This is a genomic window from Mycobacterium syngnathidarum (assembly GCF_001942625.1).
GTDB lineage: Bacteria > Actinomycetota > Actinomycetes > Mycobacteriales > Mycobacteriaceae > Mycobacterium > Mycobacterium syngnathidarum.
The window spans coordinates 1-15,147 of sequence record NZ_MLCL01000048.1 but is presented as its reverse complement, the minus strand read 5'-3'; the positions used below and the strand labels follow the sequence as shown (position 1 = coordinate 15,147).

17 protein-coding genes and 2 pseudogenes are annotated in these 15,147 nt (G+C 66.7%); 9 read left to right on the top strand and 10 right to left on the bottom strand.

Annotation, left to right across the window (positions count from 1 at the left end):
- Positions 1–368 (bottom strand): DUF222 domain-containing protein (locus tag BKG60_RS13730; RefSeq protein ID WP_120764915.1); only part of this gene is annotated, 368 nt, incomplete at its 3' end.
- Positions 369–492: 124 nt separating this feature from the next.
- The gene (locus BKG60_RS13725; RefSeq protein ID WP_070185580.1) at positions 493–1,140 is read right to left on the bottom strand and encodes a hypothetical protein; all 648 of its coding nucleotides are present in this window, start codon (positions 1,138–1,140) and stop codon (positions 493–495) included.
- Positions 1,141–1,226: 86 nt separating this feature from the next.
- On the opposite strand from BKG60_RS13725, the gene BKG60_RS13720 reads away from it, so the two are divergent.
- Entirely contained in the window at positions 1,227–1,973 is a 747-nt protein-coding gene (locus BKG60_RS13720) for an SDR family NAD(P)-dependent oxidoreductase (RefSeq protein WP_075909689.1), read from the top strand.
- A 3-nt stretch (positions 1,974–1,976) separates the two neighbouring features.
- Here the strand turns inward: BKG60_RS13720 and BKG60_RS13715 are convergent, their stop codons facing one another.
- The gene (locus BKG60_RS13715) at positions 1,977–2,600 is read right to left on the bottom strand and encodes a PaaI family thioesterase (RefSeq protein WP_070185568.1); all 624 of its coding nucleotides are present in this window, start codon (positions 2,598–2,600) and stop codon (positions 1,977–1,979) included.
- Positions 2,597–3,892 carry an adenylosuccinate synthase gene (locus tag BKG60_RS13710; protein ID WP_075909688.1) on the bottom strand — a complete coding sequence of 432 codons (1,296 nt, stop codon included), beginning with the start codon at positions 3,890–3,892 and terminating at the stop codon, positions 2,597–2,599. The genes BKG60_RS13715 and BKG60_RS13710 overlap by 4 nt, the downstream gene beginning before the upstream one ends.
- A gap of 105 nt (positions 3,893–3,997) precedes the next feature.
- Here BKG60_RS13710 and BKG60_RS13705 point away from each other — a divergent pair, with 105 nt between their 5' ends.
- From BKG60_RS13705 to BKG60_RS13695, 3 genes are all read left to right on the top strand, one after another.
- Entirely contained in the window at positions 3,998–4,579 is a 582-nt protein-coding gene (locus BKG60_RS13705) for a hypothetical protein (RefSeq protein WP_075909687.1), read from the top strand.
- A gap of 29 nt (positions 4,580–4,608) precedes the next feature.
- Positions 4,609–5,388 carry a site-2 protease family protein gene (locus tag BKG60_RS13700; RefSeq protein ID WP_070185565.1) on the top strand — a complete coding sequence of 260 codons (780 nt, stop codon included), beginning with the start codon at positions 4,609–4,611 and terminating at the stop codon, positions 5,386–5,388.
- 64 nt (positions 5,389–5,452) lie between these two features.
- Entirely contained in the window at positions 5,453–6,349 is an 897-nt protein-coding gene (locus BKG60_RS13695; RefSeq protein WP_070185564.1) for a cation diffusion facilitator family transporter, read from the top strand.
- A gap of 5 nt (positions 6,350–6,354) precedes the next feature.
- Here BKG60_RS13695 and BKG60_RS13690 read toward each other — a convergent pair whose 3' ends face one another.
- Positions 6,355–6,771 carry a DUF3151 domain-containing protein gene (locus tag BKG60_RS13690; protein ID WP_070185563.1) on the bottom strand — a complete coding sequence of 139 codons (417 nt, stop codon included), beginning with the start codon at positions 6,769–6,771 and terminating at the stop codon, positions 6,355–6,357.
- A gap of 64 nt (positions 6,772–6,835) precedes the next feature.
- On the opposite strand from BKG60_RS13690, the gene BKG60_RS13685 reads away from it, so the two are divergent.
- Entirely contained in the window at positions 6,836–7,591 is a 756-nt protein-coding gene (locus BKG60_RS13685; protein WP_070185562.1) for an Rv0361 family membrane protein, read from the top strand.
- Positions 7,592–7,600: 9 nt separating this feature from the next.
- Positions 7,601–8,188, top strand: coding sequence for a CHAP domain-containing protein (locus BKG60_RS13680; RefSeq protein ID WP_075909686.1), 588 nt, complete (start codon positions 7,601–7,603; stop codon positions 8,186–8,188).
- 6 nt (positions 8,189–8,194) lie between these two features.
- Here the strand turns inward: BKG60_RS13680 and fbaA are convergent, their stop codons facing one another.
- Positions 8,195–9,232, bottom strand: a complete 1,038-nt coding sequence (gene fbaA, locus BKG60_RS13675; RefSeq protein WP_075909690.1) for a class II fructose-bisphosphate aldolase — start codon at positions 9,230–9,232, stop codon at positions 8,195–8,197.
- Between the two features lie 74 nt (positions 9,233–9,306).
- Between fbaA and BKG60_RS13670 the strand changes: the two genes are divergently transcribed.
- On the top strand, positions 9,307–10,002 hold the full coding sequence (locus BKG60_RS13670) for a DedA family protein (RefSeq protein WP_070185560.1): 696 nt from the start codon (positions 9,307–9,309) through the stop codon (positions 10,000–10,002).
- Here the strand turns inward: BKG60_RS13670 and BKG60_RS13665 are convergent.
- From BKG60_RS13665 to BKG60_RS13655, 3 genes are read right to left on the bottom strand one after another with little or no spacing between them, the layout of a single operon-like run.
- Positions 9,999–10,898 carry an LLM class F420-dependent oxidoreductase gene (locus BKG60_RS13665; RefSeq protein ID WP_120764914.1) on the bottom strand — a complete coding sequence of 300 codons (900 nt, stop codon included), beginning with the start codon at positions 10,896–10,898 and terminating at the stop codon, positions 9,999–10,001. The genes BKG60_RS13670 and BKG60_RS13665 overlap by 4 nt on opposite strands.
- Positions 10,895–12,046 (bottom strand): XdhC family protein, encoded by a 1,152-nt coding sequence (locus tag BKG60_RS13660; RefSeq protein WP_075909684.1) that lies wholly within the window; start codon positions 12,044–12,046, stop codon positions 10,895–10,897. The genes BKG60_RS13665 and BKG60_RS13660 overlap by 4 nt, the downstream gene beginning before the upstream one ends.
- Positions 12,047–12,101: 55 nt before the next feature.
- Positions 12,102–13,202 (bottom strand): glycoside hydrolase family 76 protein, encoded by a 1,101-nt coding sequence (locus tag BKG60_RS13655; RefSeq protein WP_075909683.1) that lies wholly within the window; start codon positions 13,200–13,202, stop codon positions 12,102–12,104.
- Between the two features lie 157 nt (positions 13,203–13,359).
- Here BKG60_RS13655 and BKG60_RS13650 point away from each other — a divergent pair.
- Together BKG60_RS13650 and cynS are read left to right on the top strand one after the other, a co-directional pair.
- Positions 13,360–14,180, top strand: a pseudogene (locus BKG60_RS13650) (LysR substrate-binding domain-containing protein).
- A gap of 121 nt (positions 14,181–14,301) precedes the next feature.
- A complete protein-coding gene (gene cynS, locus BKG60_RS13645) occupies positions 14,302–14,772 on the top strand; it encodes a cyanase (RefSeq protein ID WP_070947208.1) in 471 nt (156 codons plus the stop codon).
- Here the strand turns inward: cynS and BKG60_RS13640 are convergent.
- A pseudogene (locus BKG60_RS13640) lies at positions 14,773–15,030 on the bottom strand (TrmH family RNA methyltransferase); the annotation flags it as partial.
- Positions 15,031–15,147 lie beyond the last annotated feature (117 nt).

The window sequence follows — 15,147 nt, the reverse complement described above, 5'->3', positions numbered from 1 at the left end:
TCGGCATCCAAGGATTCCCACACCGCCGGGTCGGTGGTGGCGGTGCGGGTGATCAGCATCCGCACCACCCGATAGTCGATATCCCCGACCGCGAACCGCGCCGCCACCTGAGGCAGTTTGTCCCGCAACACCCGGGCATGATGAATCTGGGTGCCGGCCCGACCTCGGCTGATCCGCATCGCCGCCGAAATCTCGGCCCCCACCGCTTCAAACGGATCGGTGGTCCAGAAAATCGACTCGGCCAACTCCTGTTCGCGTAGCGTGTCCAGCGCCCCGATCGCGGCCAACCGGCCCGCGATCGCCACCGACTCGGCCCGCGCCGCAGCGCCGATCGCATCGATCAGGCCGGCAGCGGAACGTTCGAACATATGTGCGATTATGCCACCCCGGTACGACATTGATTCTGACAACTGGTTTCGGGTGACGATGGTCTTGCCCGTTCGCCGCTGGTGATGACCCGTCGTCCGACACGTCGGGATGAATCGAGCCGGACTACTCAGAATGCTCCCGCGCACCGTGTAGGTCGATCACCCCGGCCCGGACCAGGATCAGCACGCTGACCACCAGCACCCAGATCGGGAAAGCCAGAACGATCCACATGCTGACATTGCCCGCCACGAGAAGGCCCACTGCGACGAGGTATGTCGTGTACACAAGCGGGCGCGGCATCAATCCGGTCTTCAACCAGATCGTCGCCAACGACATCATGAACACGGCGGCCATCCGAACGCCGTATGTCTTGCTCAGCGCCATCAGCACCATCTGCCCGAACGTGGCGACATGGCTGTAGGCAGTGGCGTCGGAAATCCCCGCCCGGCTGGCGATCAGCCCGGCGCCCACAGCCGATGACACGAACATCATCGCCAAGAACAGGATTCCGCTGCCGAGGAAGACCGACGAGAAGAACCGGTCCTCGTAGCGACCGAAGCCGTCGCGCACCACCCCGATGAACCACAGGAACGCGATACCGGCGAACGGCATCAACACGGAAGCCACCCGCAATCGAGTGGTCGCGCCGTCGATCCATTGCGAACCGGGCTCAGCTCCTTCGGGCAATGCCGTGCGGATCAATACCAGGGCCACGCCGAACAGCACCGCGAACAGTACGCCCGCCGAGGCAGCTGCCCGCGGCGTGGACAGGCGGTGCAGATGTTGTTGGACCACAGGGTCATCGTGGCATTCCGGCCGCACATCTGCGCTGACATTCGGCCGCCTAGGATGCCCGGGTGTCACTCGACGGGAAAACCGCGTTGGTCACCGGAGCAACGAGCGGCATCGGCCGTGCCACCGCAACGCTTCTCGCCGAACGCGGTGCACATGTCCTGGTGAGCGGTCGAGACCGTGGCCGCGGAGCGCAAGTGGTGACCGAGATCCGTGCCGCCGGTGGCACCGCCGACTTCCTCGGCGCGGCACTGACCGACGCCGCCAGCGCTCATGCCTTGATACGGGACGCCCTGTCAATGGCTGACCAGATCGACATCCTGATCAACAACGCCGCCATCGCAGTCTTCGGACCCACCGCTGCCATCGCCGAACAAGACTTCGACGACTGCTACCAGCTCAACGTGAAGATTCCGTTCTTCCTCGTCGGCGCGGTAGCACCAGCCATGGCCGCACGCGGCGACGGCGCGATCGTCAACGTCAGCACCATGGTGTCCCAGTTCGGCGCACCCGGTTCGGCAGTGTATGCCTCTTCGAAGGCCGCGTTGAACCTGCTGACCAAATCTTGGGCCGCCGAGTACGGACCCAAGGGCGTCCGCGTCAACGCCATCGCCCCGGGACCGACGCTAACCGAGGGAACGACAGCTCAGTACGGCACCGATCGTCTGGCCGCGCTCGCCGCCCAGGCACCGGCGCGACGTGTTGCCGATCCCGCCGAGATCGCCAAAACCATCGGGTTTTTGGTCAGCGACGACGCCAGTTTCATCCACGGCGCGGTGCTGGCAGCCGACGGCGGACACACCGCGATCTAGGGTTCAGGGCTGGCCAGGCAACAATCTGAGCATCAGACCGTTGGCCTCGGCGAGCAGGTTCTCGTCCGGATCGCGCAATTCGGCATTCACAAATGCCTTGCGCCCCTCGGCCTCTCGTACCCAGCCACGTGCCGTCAGCACGGTGTCGATCGGTGTCACCTTGCGGTAGTCCACATGCAGGAAGGCCGTGCGGCTGATGGGTCGGCCCGCGGCGTGGATCACCATGCCGAACACCGAGTCGAACAGCAGCGGCAGCACACCGCCGTGCACCGCATAGTTGCCGCCGACGTGGAACCGGCTGAACTCCACCTTCAATTCGACACCCTCGGGCTCGAACTTCGACACGGTCCACGGCGGCATCAACAGGCTGCCCGCGCCCGGAAGCGACGGCACCCGGTTGGCCGGACCGACGCCCTCGGGGGCCTCATACGGGCCGAGCAGCTTGACCAGTGCCTCGGCGCGGTCGGCGGCCTGCTCCCAGGTGTCGCCGTCCGGGTTGGCCGACACCGCGAGGTCCTGCGCGCGGCGCATCGCGGTGAGAAAACGTTCGAACCCCGGCCCGGGATCGGCCGGCTTGAATACCGGGAATCCGCCGTGCTGTTCGAAGACCGATGGTTCGTCGCTCACTTGGCGGCCAAAATGTCGCGTCGCACAATGGTCTGCTCACGTCCGGGACCCACACCGATGCACGAAACATGTGCTCCGGCAAGCTCTTCGATCCGCAGCACATAATCTTGCGCCTTGGCGGGCAGATCGGAGAACTCGCGCGCCCCGGAGATGTCCTCCCACCAGCCCGGCAGCTCTTCGTAGATCGGCTCGGCCCGGTGGATGTCGGACTGCGTCATCGGCATCTCGTTGGTGCGCTTGCCGTCGACCTTGTAGCCGACGCACACCGGCACGGTTTCCAGGCTGGACAGCACGTCGAGCTTGGTCAGGAAGTAGTCGGTGATGCCGTTGACCCGGGTCGCGTACCGCGCGATCACGGCGTCGAACCAGCCGCAGCGCCGGGCCCGGCCGGTGGTCACACCGACCTCACCGCCAGTCTTGGCCAGGTAGGCACCGTGCTCGTCGAACAGCTCGGTCGGGAATGGGCCGGACCCGACCCGAGTGGTGTAGGCCTTCAGGATTCCCAGCACCGTGGTGATCCGCGTCGGACCGATCCCGGAACCGACAGCGGCGCCGCCCGCGGTCGGGTTCGACGAGGTGACGAACGGATAGGTGCCGTGGTCGACGTCGAGCAGGGTGCCCTGCGAGCCCTCCAACAGCACGGTTTCGCCGCTTTCCAGGGCTTGGTTGAGCAGCAGGCGGGCATCGGCGATGCGGTGCTTGAAACCCTCGGCCTGAGCGAGCAGGTTCTCCACCACCTCGGCCGGCTCGAGCGCCTTGCGGTTGTAGATCTTGACCAGCACCTGATTTTTGAATTCCAGTGCGCCCTCGATCTTTTCGGCCAGCAACTTCTCATCGAGCACGTCGGCGACCCGGATCCCGATCCGGGCGATCTTGTCCTGGTAGCAGGGACCGATGCCGCGGCCGGTGGTGCCGATCTTCTTGCTTCCGGCGTAGCGCTCGACCACCTTGTCGATGGCCACGTGATACGGCATCAGCAGGTGTGCGTCGGCGGAGATCAGCAGGCCCGAGGTGTCGACGCCACGATCTTCCAAGCCCGACAGCTCGGTGAGCAGCACACCCGGATCGACCACCACGCCATTGCCGATGACGTTGGTGACTCCCGGCGTCAGGATGCCCGACGGGATCAGGTGCAGTGCGAAGTTCTCCCCGGTGGGCAGCACGACGGTATGCCCGGCGTTGTTACCCCCCTGGTAGCGAACTACCCACTGCACGCGTCCACCGAGCAGATCGGTGGCTTTACCTTTGCCCTCGTCGCCCCATTGGGCGCCGATGAGGACGATTGCCGGCATGGCGTAATCTCCCGCCTTATCTTCCGCACTAATGTGATGCAGCCGGTAGGCCACCTTATCCCAGCACACGCCAGGAACACATTTGTCTGACCGCAAGGAGCAGTTTTGACCACCTCAGACGGGGTTGCGGTGGTCGGCTCGGCGCGCGTTCCCCGGCCGCTCCGCGACCTGCCGAGAGTCGATGTCGACGACCTCGGTACCCACCGCAGACTGGTCGTGACCGGCGGTGAAGCCGAGCTCGCCGCCGTGCTCAGTGCGTTGCTGCGCGCCGATCGGCTCGACGTCGAGGTCGCCACAGCCACCGGCGGATGGTCGGCCCGACGCGCACTGCGCGCCCCGGCCCGGCGTGTCCCACTGATCCGCGACGAAACGGGAACGGTGCTGGTCAGCGCCGCACAGTGGTCCGGGGCTGACGGCGCGGCACTCCAGGGCGAGGCCATCGTCGACGACGTCGTGCTGTTCGACGGAGAGGCGCCGGGCGTCCGGATCGAGCCCACGCCGAACATGCCGGGGCTGCGCGCGAGCGTGTTGACGGACCGCGGCCGGCCGCGCCACTGGGTGGCCGGCCGCGCCGCGCAGCTGGGCAGCCCGGGTGCGCAGGTGATCCGGGACGGGGTGCCCGCGCCGCGGACCGTGCGACGCTCGACGTTCTACCGGCACACCGAGGGTTGGCTGCGCGTGGGCTGAGCCCGGCCCACAGCCGGTAGCGTCGAACCGTGAACATCCGCCCGCTGCATCAATCGGTACGGCCGAGCCCGGTGTTCCTGGCCGTCGTCGCGCTCACCGCCGCGGGCGGGGCGGTGGCCTGGTTCGCCGCCGACAACGTCAAGCCGCTGTCCTACGTCGGCGTCTTCATACTGGTCATCGCAGGCTGGCTGGTCTCGCTGTGCCTGCATGAGTTCGGCCACGCCTTCACCGCCTGGCGATTCGGCGACCACGATGTCGCGGTCCGCGGTTATCTGACGCTGAACCCGTTCAAGTACTCCCACCCGCTGCTGTCTCTGGGTTTTCCGGTGCTGGTCATCGCGCTCGGCGGGATCGGGCTGCCCGGCGGGGCGGTGTATGTCCGCACCTCCTGGATGACAGCCCGGCAGAAAACCCTGGTCAGCCTGGCCGGGCCGGCTGCCAACCTGGTGCTGGCAGTCCTACTGCTCGGCATCACGCGGATCTTCTTCGATCCGGCCCACAGCGTGTTCTGGTCCGGGATGGCCTTCCTCGGATTTCTTCAGGTCACCGCACTTGTGCTGAATCTGCTACCCGTTCCCGGGCTGGACGGCTACGGCGCACTGGAGCCGCATTTGAGCCCCGACACCCAGCGGGCACTGGAACCAGCCAAGCAGTGGGGCCTGTTCATCCTGCTGATCCTGCTGTTCACACCCACACTCAACCGCTGGTTCTTCTCGGTGGTCTTCTGGTTCGTCGACCTCTCGGGGGTGCCGAGCCAACTCGTATCGATCGGCAGCCAACTGACCCGATTCTGGTCCGCCTGGCTCTGAGCTTCCCCGCGCGACGAGGTCGGCACACTTGCCACATATGCGTATTTCCGCATATATTTCGGGCATGGGTGCCGGCCACGATCACAGCCACAGCAGCGATACCCGCGTCAGCAGGATGGTCATCGCCGCGGCGATCCTCAGCGCGTTCTTCGTTCTTGAGCTGGTCACCGCGCTGCTGATCAACTCGATCGCCCTGCTCGCCGACGCCGGCCACATGCTCACCGACCTGGTCGCCATGTTCATGGGCTTGACCGCGGTGTTGCTCGCCAAGCGCGGCAGTACATCCCCGGCCCGCACCTACGGCTGGCACCGGGCGGAGGTCTTCACCGCCGTGGCGAACGCCGCCCTGCTGCTGGGTGTGGCGGTCTTCATCCTGTACGAGGCCTTCGAACGCCTCGGCAATGCGCCCGAAGTCCCCGGCGTACCCATGATCGTGGTGGCGCTCGCCGGCCTGGCCGCCAACGCCGTCGTCGTGATGCTGCTGCGGTCGCAGTCCAAGGACAGCCTGGCGGTCAAGGGCGCCTACATGGAGGTCATGGCCGACACCGTCGGCAGCATCGGCGTGCTGATCGCCGGCATCGTCACCGTCACCACCGGCTGGCCGTACGCCGACGTCGTGGTCGCGGTCCTCGTCGCCCTGTGGGTGTTGCCCCGGGCCATCGCATTGGCCCGCGCCGCGCTGCGGATTCTCAGCGAATCATCCCCGCAGCACATCGACGTGAACGAACTGCGGGCAGCGCTCGAATCTGTGGACGGCGTGACCGGCGTGCACGACCTGCACGTGTGGACGCTGGTTCCCGGCAAGGACATGGTCACCGCGCACCTGACCAGCAGCGCCGACACCGCCCGGGTGCTCGACGACGCCCGAGCGGTACTGAACGCGCGCGGCCTGGCCCACGCCACCGTGCAGGTGGAGCCGCCCGACTCCGCCGACGACTGCTCGTGCGAGGCGAAGGACTAGGGCTCTCAGGCCAGGCCGAGCTCGCCGCGCGCGGACGGATCGCAGTCGTCGAGCAGATCGAGGCACCGCTGGAACTCGTCGGTCTCTCCGATGTCGTCGGCAGCCTGCGCCAGCGCAGCCACACACCGGAGGAATCCCTGGTTCGGCTCGTGGGCGAACGGCACCGGGCCGAAACCCTTCCAGCCGTTGCGCCGCAACTGATCCAGCCCGCGGTGATAACCAGTGCGGGCATACGCATACGCGGTGACGGCCTTGTCATCGGCGAGCGCCTTCTCGGCCAGCACGGCCCATGCGATCGACGCCGACGGGTGGGCGGCGGCCACCACGGCAGCCTTCTCACCCGCAGCCAATTCGTCCTCGGCCTCAGGGTCCCCCGGAAGGAGCACCGGATCCGGCCCCAACAAATCACCCATCCGTGTCATGGGCCTATTGTGCACCGACCGATAAGCTCCACCGGTACCGACGTACGGGAGGACCGCAACAGGGATGTCGAACCCAACGGAACCTGACGAGGGCCGCACCGAACGGATGCCGGATGTGACCGATCCGGCCACTGAGATCATCGGCTCAGCCGATGAGGTCACCGAGGCCGTGGCGCGCAGCGAAGAGCGACGTTTCACGGCGCCTTCCGGATACGACGAGTCCACCCGGAAGATCGACACGCCTCCCGACCCGGAGACCGAGATCTTCGCGCCGCCTGCCGACAGCGATACCGTCGCTGCCGAGGTTCCGAAAGGCGCCGCCCCGCAGGTCATCCCGCCGCGCGAGGAAGCCGATCAGGCACCGCAGCCGGCCACCCGCCGCAGCTGGGGGTGGGTGGTCGCGGTCGTGCTGGTGATCGCCGCACTGGTGGCGATCGCGGTGCTCGGCACCGTCCTGCTGACCCGCGAATCCTCGCCGGGTGCCTCCCAGGAGGACGACGTGCGCGACACGATCCAGAACTTCGACTCGGCGATCCAACGCGGAGACCTGGCCACCCTGCGGTCGATCACCTGCGGCACCACCAGCGACAACTACGTCAAATACGACCAGAAGGCATGGGACGAAACTCACGCCCGAGTGGCGGCGGCCAAGCAGTATCCCGTGGTGGCCAGCATCGACCAGGTGATCGTCAACGGCGACCACGCCGAGGCCAACGTCACCAGCTTCATGGCGTTCGCCCCGCAAACCCGCTCGACCCGCAGCTTCGACCTCCAGTTCCGCGACAATCAGTGGAAGATCTGCCAGGCGCCCACCGGTTAACCTGATCGCGTGAAGCTGCGAGGGCCCAAGCTCTGGTTGGCATTGTGCGCGCTGGGCGCCGTGGTCTTCGTGGCCCTCGCGGCGCTGGTCGTGCGACATCCCGGCGCGGTCGACATCCTGCCGGGCAAAGCTGTTGCCTTCCCCCAAATCGACCGCGGCGCGCTCGATCCGGCCCAGGCCCGCATCGTCGACGTGCTGCAGGCGCAATACGACGACCAGCCCGGCGGCAGCCACTACTCCGAGGGAATCGAGGAGCCGTGGTGCGCCGATTTCGTCAGCTGGGTACTCAACGAGGCCGGCCAGCCGCTGACCAACCCGAATTCAGGGAGCTGGCGGATCCCGGGGGTCTACACGCTGCAGGAGTACTACCAAGCCGCGGGCCGGTTCGCCGAGGCCGACCGATACCGGCCGCGCACCGGTGACGTGGTGATGTATACCGACGGCAGTCCGCTCGGATTGCACACGAATTTTGTTGTGGCCGTAGATGACAACGGGATCACCACGGTCGGCGGCAACGAGGAGGGCAAGATCCGGGTGCACACCCTCGATGACGCCGAGATCGCGGGGATCCTCGGGTACGGCCGACTGACCGCGTGAGCCGCCCTAGGCGCCGGTGACGCTGCGCCCGGCGCTGTGCAGGTCGTTGCAGGCCTCGACGACGCGCTCGGCCATCGACGCCTCGCCCTTCTTGAGGTAGCTGCGCGGGTCGTAGACCTTCTTGTTGCCCACCTCGCCGTCGACTTTGAGCACCCCGTCGTAATTGGTGAACATGTGCGCGGCCAGCGGGCGGGTAAAGGCGTACTGGGTGTCGGTGTCGACGTTCATCTTCACCACGCCGTACTTGAGAGCATCTTCGATCTCGGACTTCAGCGAACCCGACCCGCCGTGGAAGACGAAATCGAAAGGCTTTGCATCGCTGGGCAATCCGAGTTTGGCCGCGGCGACCCGCTGCCCCTCGGCCAACACCTCGGGCTTGAGCACCACGTTGCCCGGCTTGTAGACGCCGTGCACGTTGCCGAATGTCGCGGCCAGCAGGTAGGCCCCCTGCTCACCGGCGCCCAACGCGTCGATGGTCTTCTCGAAATCCTCCGACGAGGTGTAGAGCTTCTCGTTGATCTCGGCCTCGACCCCATCCTCCTCACCGCCGACCACGCCGATCTCGACCTCGAGAACGATCTTGGCTGCTGCCGCCAGCTTCAGTAGCTCCTGTGCAATGGTCAGGTTCTCGTCGATCGGGACAGCCGAACCGTCCCACATGTGCGACTGGAACAGCGGGTTGCGGCCCGCGGCAACCCGCTCGGCCGAGATGGCCAGCAACGGCCGTACATAGGTGTCCAGCTTGTCCTTCGGGCAGTGGTCGGTGTGCAGGGCCACCGTGATCGGGTACACCTCGGCGATCACATGGGCGAACTCGGCCAACGCGACCGCTCCGGTCACCATGTCCTTGACGCCGAGTCCGGAGCCGAACTCGGCCCCGCCGGTGGAGAACTGGATGATGCCGTCGCTGCCTGCATCGGCAAAGCCTTTGATGGCGGCGTTGATCGTCTCCGACGATGTGCAGTTGATGGCCGGGAACGCGAAGGAATGCTCCTTGGCCCGGCCCAGCATCTCGGCATAGACCTCAGGCGTGGCGATCGGCATGGCATGTCCTTCCATTTGGACGCGGGTTATCGCAGGTGAAGACCGCTGGTGGGGCCCAGGTACCCTTGGGAGTCGTGATCGACACCGCCCTCCCTGAGGCTACGACCAATCTGGCACTCATGCCGGATTTCATGGATCCGCTGCACCTCATCGGATCCTTCGGCACCTGGGCCCTGGTGGGCATCCTGGTAGTCGTCTTCGTCGAGTCCGGGGTGCTGTTCCCGGTACTGCCCGGCGACTCGCTGCTGTTCGTCGCGGGCATGCTCGCCGCGGGCACGGCCGCCCAGGGGACGGCAGTGGACGCCAACTTCGCCCTCTGGCAGTTGCTGGTGTTCATCCCGGTGGCGGCGATCCTCGGCGGCCAGGTCGGCTACCTCATCGGTCGGTTCATCGGCGTCGAGATGTTCAAACCCGACGCCCGGGTGCTGAAGCAGAAATACCTCGACGAGGCCCACACGTTCTTCGAGCAGCGCGGACCGTTCGCGATCGTCATCGCCCGTTTCGTGCCGATCGTGCGCACCTTGGCGCCCATCGTCGCCGGCGCGGCGAAGATGCGCTACTCGGTGTTCACCACGTTCAACGTGCTGGGGGCGATCGTGTGGGGCGTCGGCCTCGTAATGCTCGGCTACTCGCTGGGCCAGTTCGAGATCATCCAGAAACTGCTCGAACCGATCTTCATCCTGATCGTCGTGGCCTCGGTGGCGCCGATGTTCATCGAATGGCTCAAGCGCCGCCGGGCCGCGAAGAAGGCCGCCGCCCCTCAGGCCTAGCCGAGGCTCAGCGCGGCTGCGAGCTCACGTAGCGCCGGCCGGGGGTCAGCCGTCGGGCTCTCCCCCAATGCCTGCACGACGACGTGATCAGCGCCGGCATCGAGATGCGCGGTGATCGTCGCGGCCGCCTGCTCGGCCGAACCCATCCCGACCAGGCCGCGGGCCAGCCGATCCGATCCGCCGCGCACCAGGTCGGGTTCGTCGAAACCCTGTCGCAGCCATGAGTTCCGGTAGTTCGGCAGCCCGCTGTAGACCTCGAGGTGCTTGTGCGCCCGCGCCAGCTGGTCGGCGTCGTCACCGCCGATGGCCACTGCCTGCTCGGACACCACCCAGCGATCCTGTCCCAGGATCTCGCGCGTCGTCGCGGTGTGCTCGGGCGTGACCAAATAGGGGTGGGCGCCGTCGGCGTGCGTGCCCGACAGCTCGATCATCTTCGGGCCGAGCGCGGCGAGCAGGCGGGGCGGACGCCCGACGCCCGGTTCGATCTGCTCGGGCACCGCGGCCATCCGCTCGAGATAGGTGCGCATCGTGGCCAGCGGCTTGGTATAGGTGCCGCCGAGGCCGTGTTCCACCAGAGGCCCGTGGCTGACGCCCAGGCCGAGCACGAACCGTCCCGGATACAGCGCGGTCAGGGTCCGCGCTCCGGATTCTGCGGCCGAGGGCACCCGGACGTGAATGTTGGCGATACCCGTGCCGACGACGAGCCGCTCCGTGGCGGCCAGGAACGCCGCCGACTGGGTCAGGGCCTCCTTGCCGACTACCTCCGGCAGGAACAGCGAGCCGAATCCGAGGGACTCGATCTCCCGCGCCACCTCCTGCGCGTCCGGCATGGACCAGGTGTCGCTGGCCCACCACACACCGATTCGGCTGGGAAAATCGATCTTGGCTCGTGTCACTGACCACTCCTCAATTCACTCGGTTCGTTGTGTTCGTGATGTATGCGTCCGCCGGTCTCGGTGAGCGGCTTGCCGGTGCCGCCCCACCGTTGAGCGATGATTTCCGCGGCGATGGACACTGCGGTTTCCTCCGGTGTCCTGGCGCCCAGATCCAAGCCGATGGGGCTGGACAACCTTGCGAGTTCTTCCTCGGTCAGGCCGGCCTCCCTCAGCCGGGCCAGCCGGTCTTCGTGTGTGCGCCGCGACCCCATCGCACCGATGTAGCCGATCGCCGGCAGCCGCAACGCCACCTCGAGCAACGGCACGTCGAACTTCGGATCGTGGGTGAGCAGGCAGACGACGGTACGGCCGTCGACGGCTCCCGCGCCGGCTTGCGCGGCCAGGTACCGGTTGGGCCAGTCGACGACGACTTCGTCGGCGGTCGGGAACCGGGCAGCAGTGGCAAAAACGGGACGTGCGTCGCACACCGTGATCCGGTAACCGAGCAATGACCCCTGCCGGGCCACGGCGGCCGCGAAGTCGATCGCACCGAACACGAGCATCCGGGGCCGCGGTGCGAAACTCGCGACGAACACCTCCATACCCTCACCGCGGCGCTCCCCGTCGGGGCCCAACGTCAGCACCCCGCTGCGTCCGGTGTCGAGCAGGCCGCGGGCATCGTCGGTGACCGCCCCGTCCGCGCGGGCCGAGCCGAGGGTGCCGGTCACCTCACCGGACCGGATGACCAACCGGCGTCCGAGCCATGTCGGATCGGGATGTGCGATGACGGTCGCGGTAGCGGCGGGTTGATGGGCCTCGATGTCGCCGACGAGCGCTTCCAGTTCCGGGAAGGTCCGCCGGGACACGGGCTCGACATACACGTCGAGCACACCGCCACAGGTCAGACCCACGGCGAAGGCATCGTCGTCGCTGACCCCGTAACGCTGCAGCACCGGCGTGCCGTCGGCGACCACCTCGGCGGCCAGTTCGTATACGGCACCTTCGACACAGCCGCCCGACACCGAGCCGGTCACGGTGCCGTCGGGGGCCACCACCATCGACGCCCCGGCCGGTCGCGGCGCGGAACGGAACGTGCGCACCACCGTCGCCATGCCCGCGGTGCCGCCGGCGCGCCAGACGGCCAGCAGCTCGGCGAGCACATCTCTCACGATGCCTAACCTAGCCCCCGCTGAGCGTCCGCTCAGTACGGGGCCGTCGCCGCCGTCACTCGGCGAGGGTGTGTGCGGCTTCCATCAACATCCAGCCCGAAACCTGAACCGACAGGTCACGTTCGGGGATCGCCGATGCGCTCACCGCACCGTCGACGAACTGCGCTTGCTGGCCCCCGGCACCGGGCACCTCGGCGGTCTGGTCCCAGAACGCCGCGAACAGCGGCAACCCGTCCACGGTCTGGCGGTTGTCCCAGGCCGCCTGCGCGGATTTGAGTACAAGCGAGCGCGCCGTCTCACGAGCGACCTGGTCATCGGCCGTGTCTCCAGGCAAGGTGTTCGCCACCAACGCCAGGTACCGCGCCGTGATGCCGTTGAACAACCCACCGTCACCACCGCCGGCGCCTTTGATCACACCGTCGGTGGACATCTCCTTGTCGACCGCGGCCACCAGACGGCGTACCCGCTCGGCGTGGCGGGTGTCGTCGGTACGGACCGCCAGTTCAACCTCCAACCCGAGAACCACGCCCTGGCAGTAGGTGTACTGCGCCCGCACCATCGAGCCGGCCTTGATGCCGTCGAACACCAGGTGGGTTTCCGGGTCGATCAGGGTGTCATCGATCCAGTCGGCCATCTGCTGGGCTCGGCGCAGCCGGTCGTCGTACCGGGCCAGGAAAATGCCGGCCGGGCCGTTGGCCGGGGCATTGAAGAACTGGTCTTGTTTGCGCCACGGAATCCCGCCGCCGTCCTCGGGCACCCAGGCATCGACAAACTGTGCACACAATTTCTTGAGCGCGCGAGATTTCTCGACTCCGACCAGGCGCCCGGCCCGTTCGAGCGCCAGCGCCAACCAGGCCATGTCGTCGTAATAGCTGTTGGTCCACGACAGGTTGTTGCGCAACCAGTGCCCACGGATCTGGCGCTCGATTCGGGTTTGGCGCTCCGGCTGGGGATCGCGCACCTGCGCGTCGACCAGAGTGTCCAAAAGGTGCGCCTGCCACCAGTAATGCCAGGTTCCGAACTTGCGGTACTTGCCGGTCGATGGCCAGGCCACCACCCCGAGTTGGGTGCCCGGCAGGCCCCAGAGCTTCTTCAGGTGCCGTTGGTTGATAGCAGCTTCGGCGCTGGCCGCACGGTTAGCCCATAGCTGATCCATGCTTCCGATCCTGCCTTACCAGGCCTTCGAATTGGCGGCATGACGAAGTGATGTCCGGGTGCCGGTCAAAAAGCGCGCCGTTGCCATCCGCCCCGCGCCATAGAGCTGAAGTCAGATTTTCGCTTGATTGATAGCCACCGTCTATACATTGGGGGCCATGGAGCTGCGCCACCTCCGCTATCTGCTCGCGGTCGCCGACCACGGCAACTTCACCCGGGCGGCCGAGGCCCTGCACGTATCGCAACCGACACTGTCGCAGCAGATCAGACAGCTCGAACGCGAGGTCGGCGCACCACTGCTGGACCGCTCCGGGCGCACCGTCCGCCTCACCGACGCCGGTGCGGCATACGCCGGGCACGCCCGACTGGCCATGCAGGGTCTCGATGCCGCCGCACGGGCCGTCCACGATGTCCAGGATCTGAGTCGCGGACACCTGCGGATAGCGATGACGCCGACCATCACCGCCTATCTGATCGGTCCGCTGGTGCGCGAGTTCCACGCTCACCACCCCGGTGTCAGTCTGGCGGTCATCGAGACCACTCAAGACCTGATCGAAGCCGACCTGCTCGCCGACCGCATCGACCTGGGCATCGCGTTCGCCGGCCGGCACGCCGCCGGGGTCACCGCGTCGGCCCTGTTCTCCGAGACGCTCAGCCACTGGCACTGCTGAGCCGAGATTTCGCAACCCGCGGCTACATCGACGATTATTTCGCCGCCCAGGAGGTCACACCCCACATCGCGATCGAGGCGAATTCCATCAGCGCTCTGCTCGAGTTCGTCCGCCTCGGATCACTGGCGACAGTGCTTCCCGACGCGATCACCCGGGTTCACGCCGATCTGCATCCGATGCTGCCGGCTCCGCCGCTGCCATCACGCGAGGTCGTGCTTTTGCACCGGGCGGCCGGATATCAGACCGCCGCGGCGCGAGCCTTCATGACGACGGCCAAGCGCCATTCCTCAGCCTTCGACAATCGATAGGCACTGACTATGGCTTTCATGGCAACCAGGTATTGGACGCTATAGCCCCAGCGGGGCAGGGTGATTGTCGTATCCCGGTCGAACGAACCGATACGGCCAACCCCCACGCAAAGGACCCCGAATGGTGCACGCCCAACTTGACCCGACCGCCCGCCAGGCCCTCGCTGCCGCGGCGGTAGAGGCCAAGACCCGCAAGGATCTCACCTGGCAGCAGATCGCCGACGCGGCCGAGCTTTCGCCGGCGTTCGTGACGGCTGCCGTGCTGGGCCAGCACGCGCTACCCGCGCAGTCGGCCGTGGCAGTCGCCGCGCTGCTCGGCCTCGACGACGACGACGCGCTGCTGCTCCAGACCGTCCCGACCCGCGGTTCGATCCCCGGCGGAGTCCCCACCGACCCGACCATCTACCGCTTCTACGAGATGCTGCAGGTCTACGGCACCACGCTCAAAGCCTTGATCCACGAGCAGTTCGGAGACGGCATCATCAGCGCGATCAACTTCAAACTCGATGTGCGCAAGGTCGCCGACCCAGAAGGCGGAGAGCGTGCCGTCATCACACTCGACGGCAAATACCTTCCGACGAAGCCTTTTTGATCACCAGGCCTGCGAGAAATCTGCGTGACGAGTGATCCACGCGTGCATCGCTATTCCCGCCGCGACTCCGGCATTGATACTGCGGGTCGAGCCGAACTGCGCGATGGAAACCGTGACGGCCGCCCCGGCCTGGGCCTCCGGCGTGATGCCCGGGCCTTCCTGGCCGAAGATCATCACGCAGTCGCGAGGTAGCTCGGTCTGTTCGAGCCGCACGGCGCCGGGCACGTTGTCCACCGCGACCACGGTCATGAATCGCCCTGGAAATCCCGGAGGCTCCTGACCTTGGAAACGAGGATGCAGGTATGCCGAAGGAACAGTGTGCCGGGAAGCCCACGGCGCGTCGTTACAGCCCGGAGGAGAAGGCCGCCGCGGTGC

Excerpts from the sequence above, each read along its gene's own strand:
- BKG60_RS13710 (WP_075909688.1), bottom strand. The coding sequence starts at position 3,892 with ATGCCGGCAATCGTCCTCATCGGCGCCCAATGGGGCGACGAGGGCAAA.
- BKG60_RS13695 (WP_070185564.1), top strand. The coding sequence starts at position 5,453 with ATGGGTGCCGGCCACGATCACAGCCACAGCAGCGATACCCGCGTCAGC.
- BKG60_RS13690 (WP_070185563.1), bottom strand. The coding sequence starts at position 6,771 with ATGACACGGATGGGTGATTTGTTGGGGCCGGATCCGGTGCTCCTTCCG.
- BKG60_RS13685 (WP_070185562.1), top strand. The coding sequence starts at position 6,836 with ATGTCGAACCCAACGGAACCTGACGAGGGCCGCACCGAACGGATGCCG.
- fbaA (WP_075909690.1), bottom strand. The coding sequence starts at position 9,232 with ATGCCGATCGCCACGCCTGAGGTCTATGCCGAGATGCTGGGCCGGGCC.
- BKG60_RS13655 (WP_075909683.1), bottom strand. The coding sequence starts at position 13,202 with ATGGATCAGCTATGGGCTAACCGTGCGGCCAGCGCCGAAGCTGCTATC.
- cynS (WP_070947208.1), top strand. The coding sequence starts at position 14,302 with ATGGTGCACGCCCAACTTGACCCGACCGCCCGCCAGGCCCTCGCTGCC.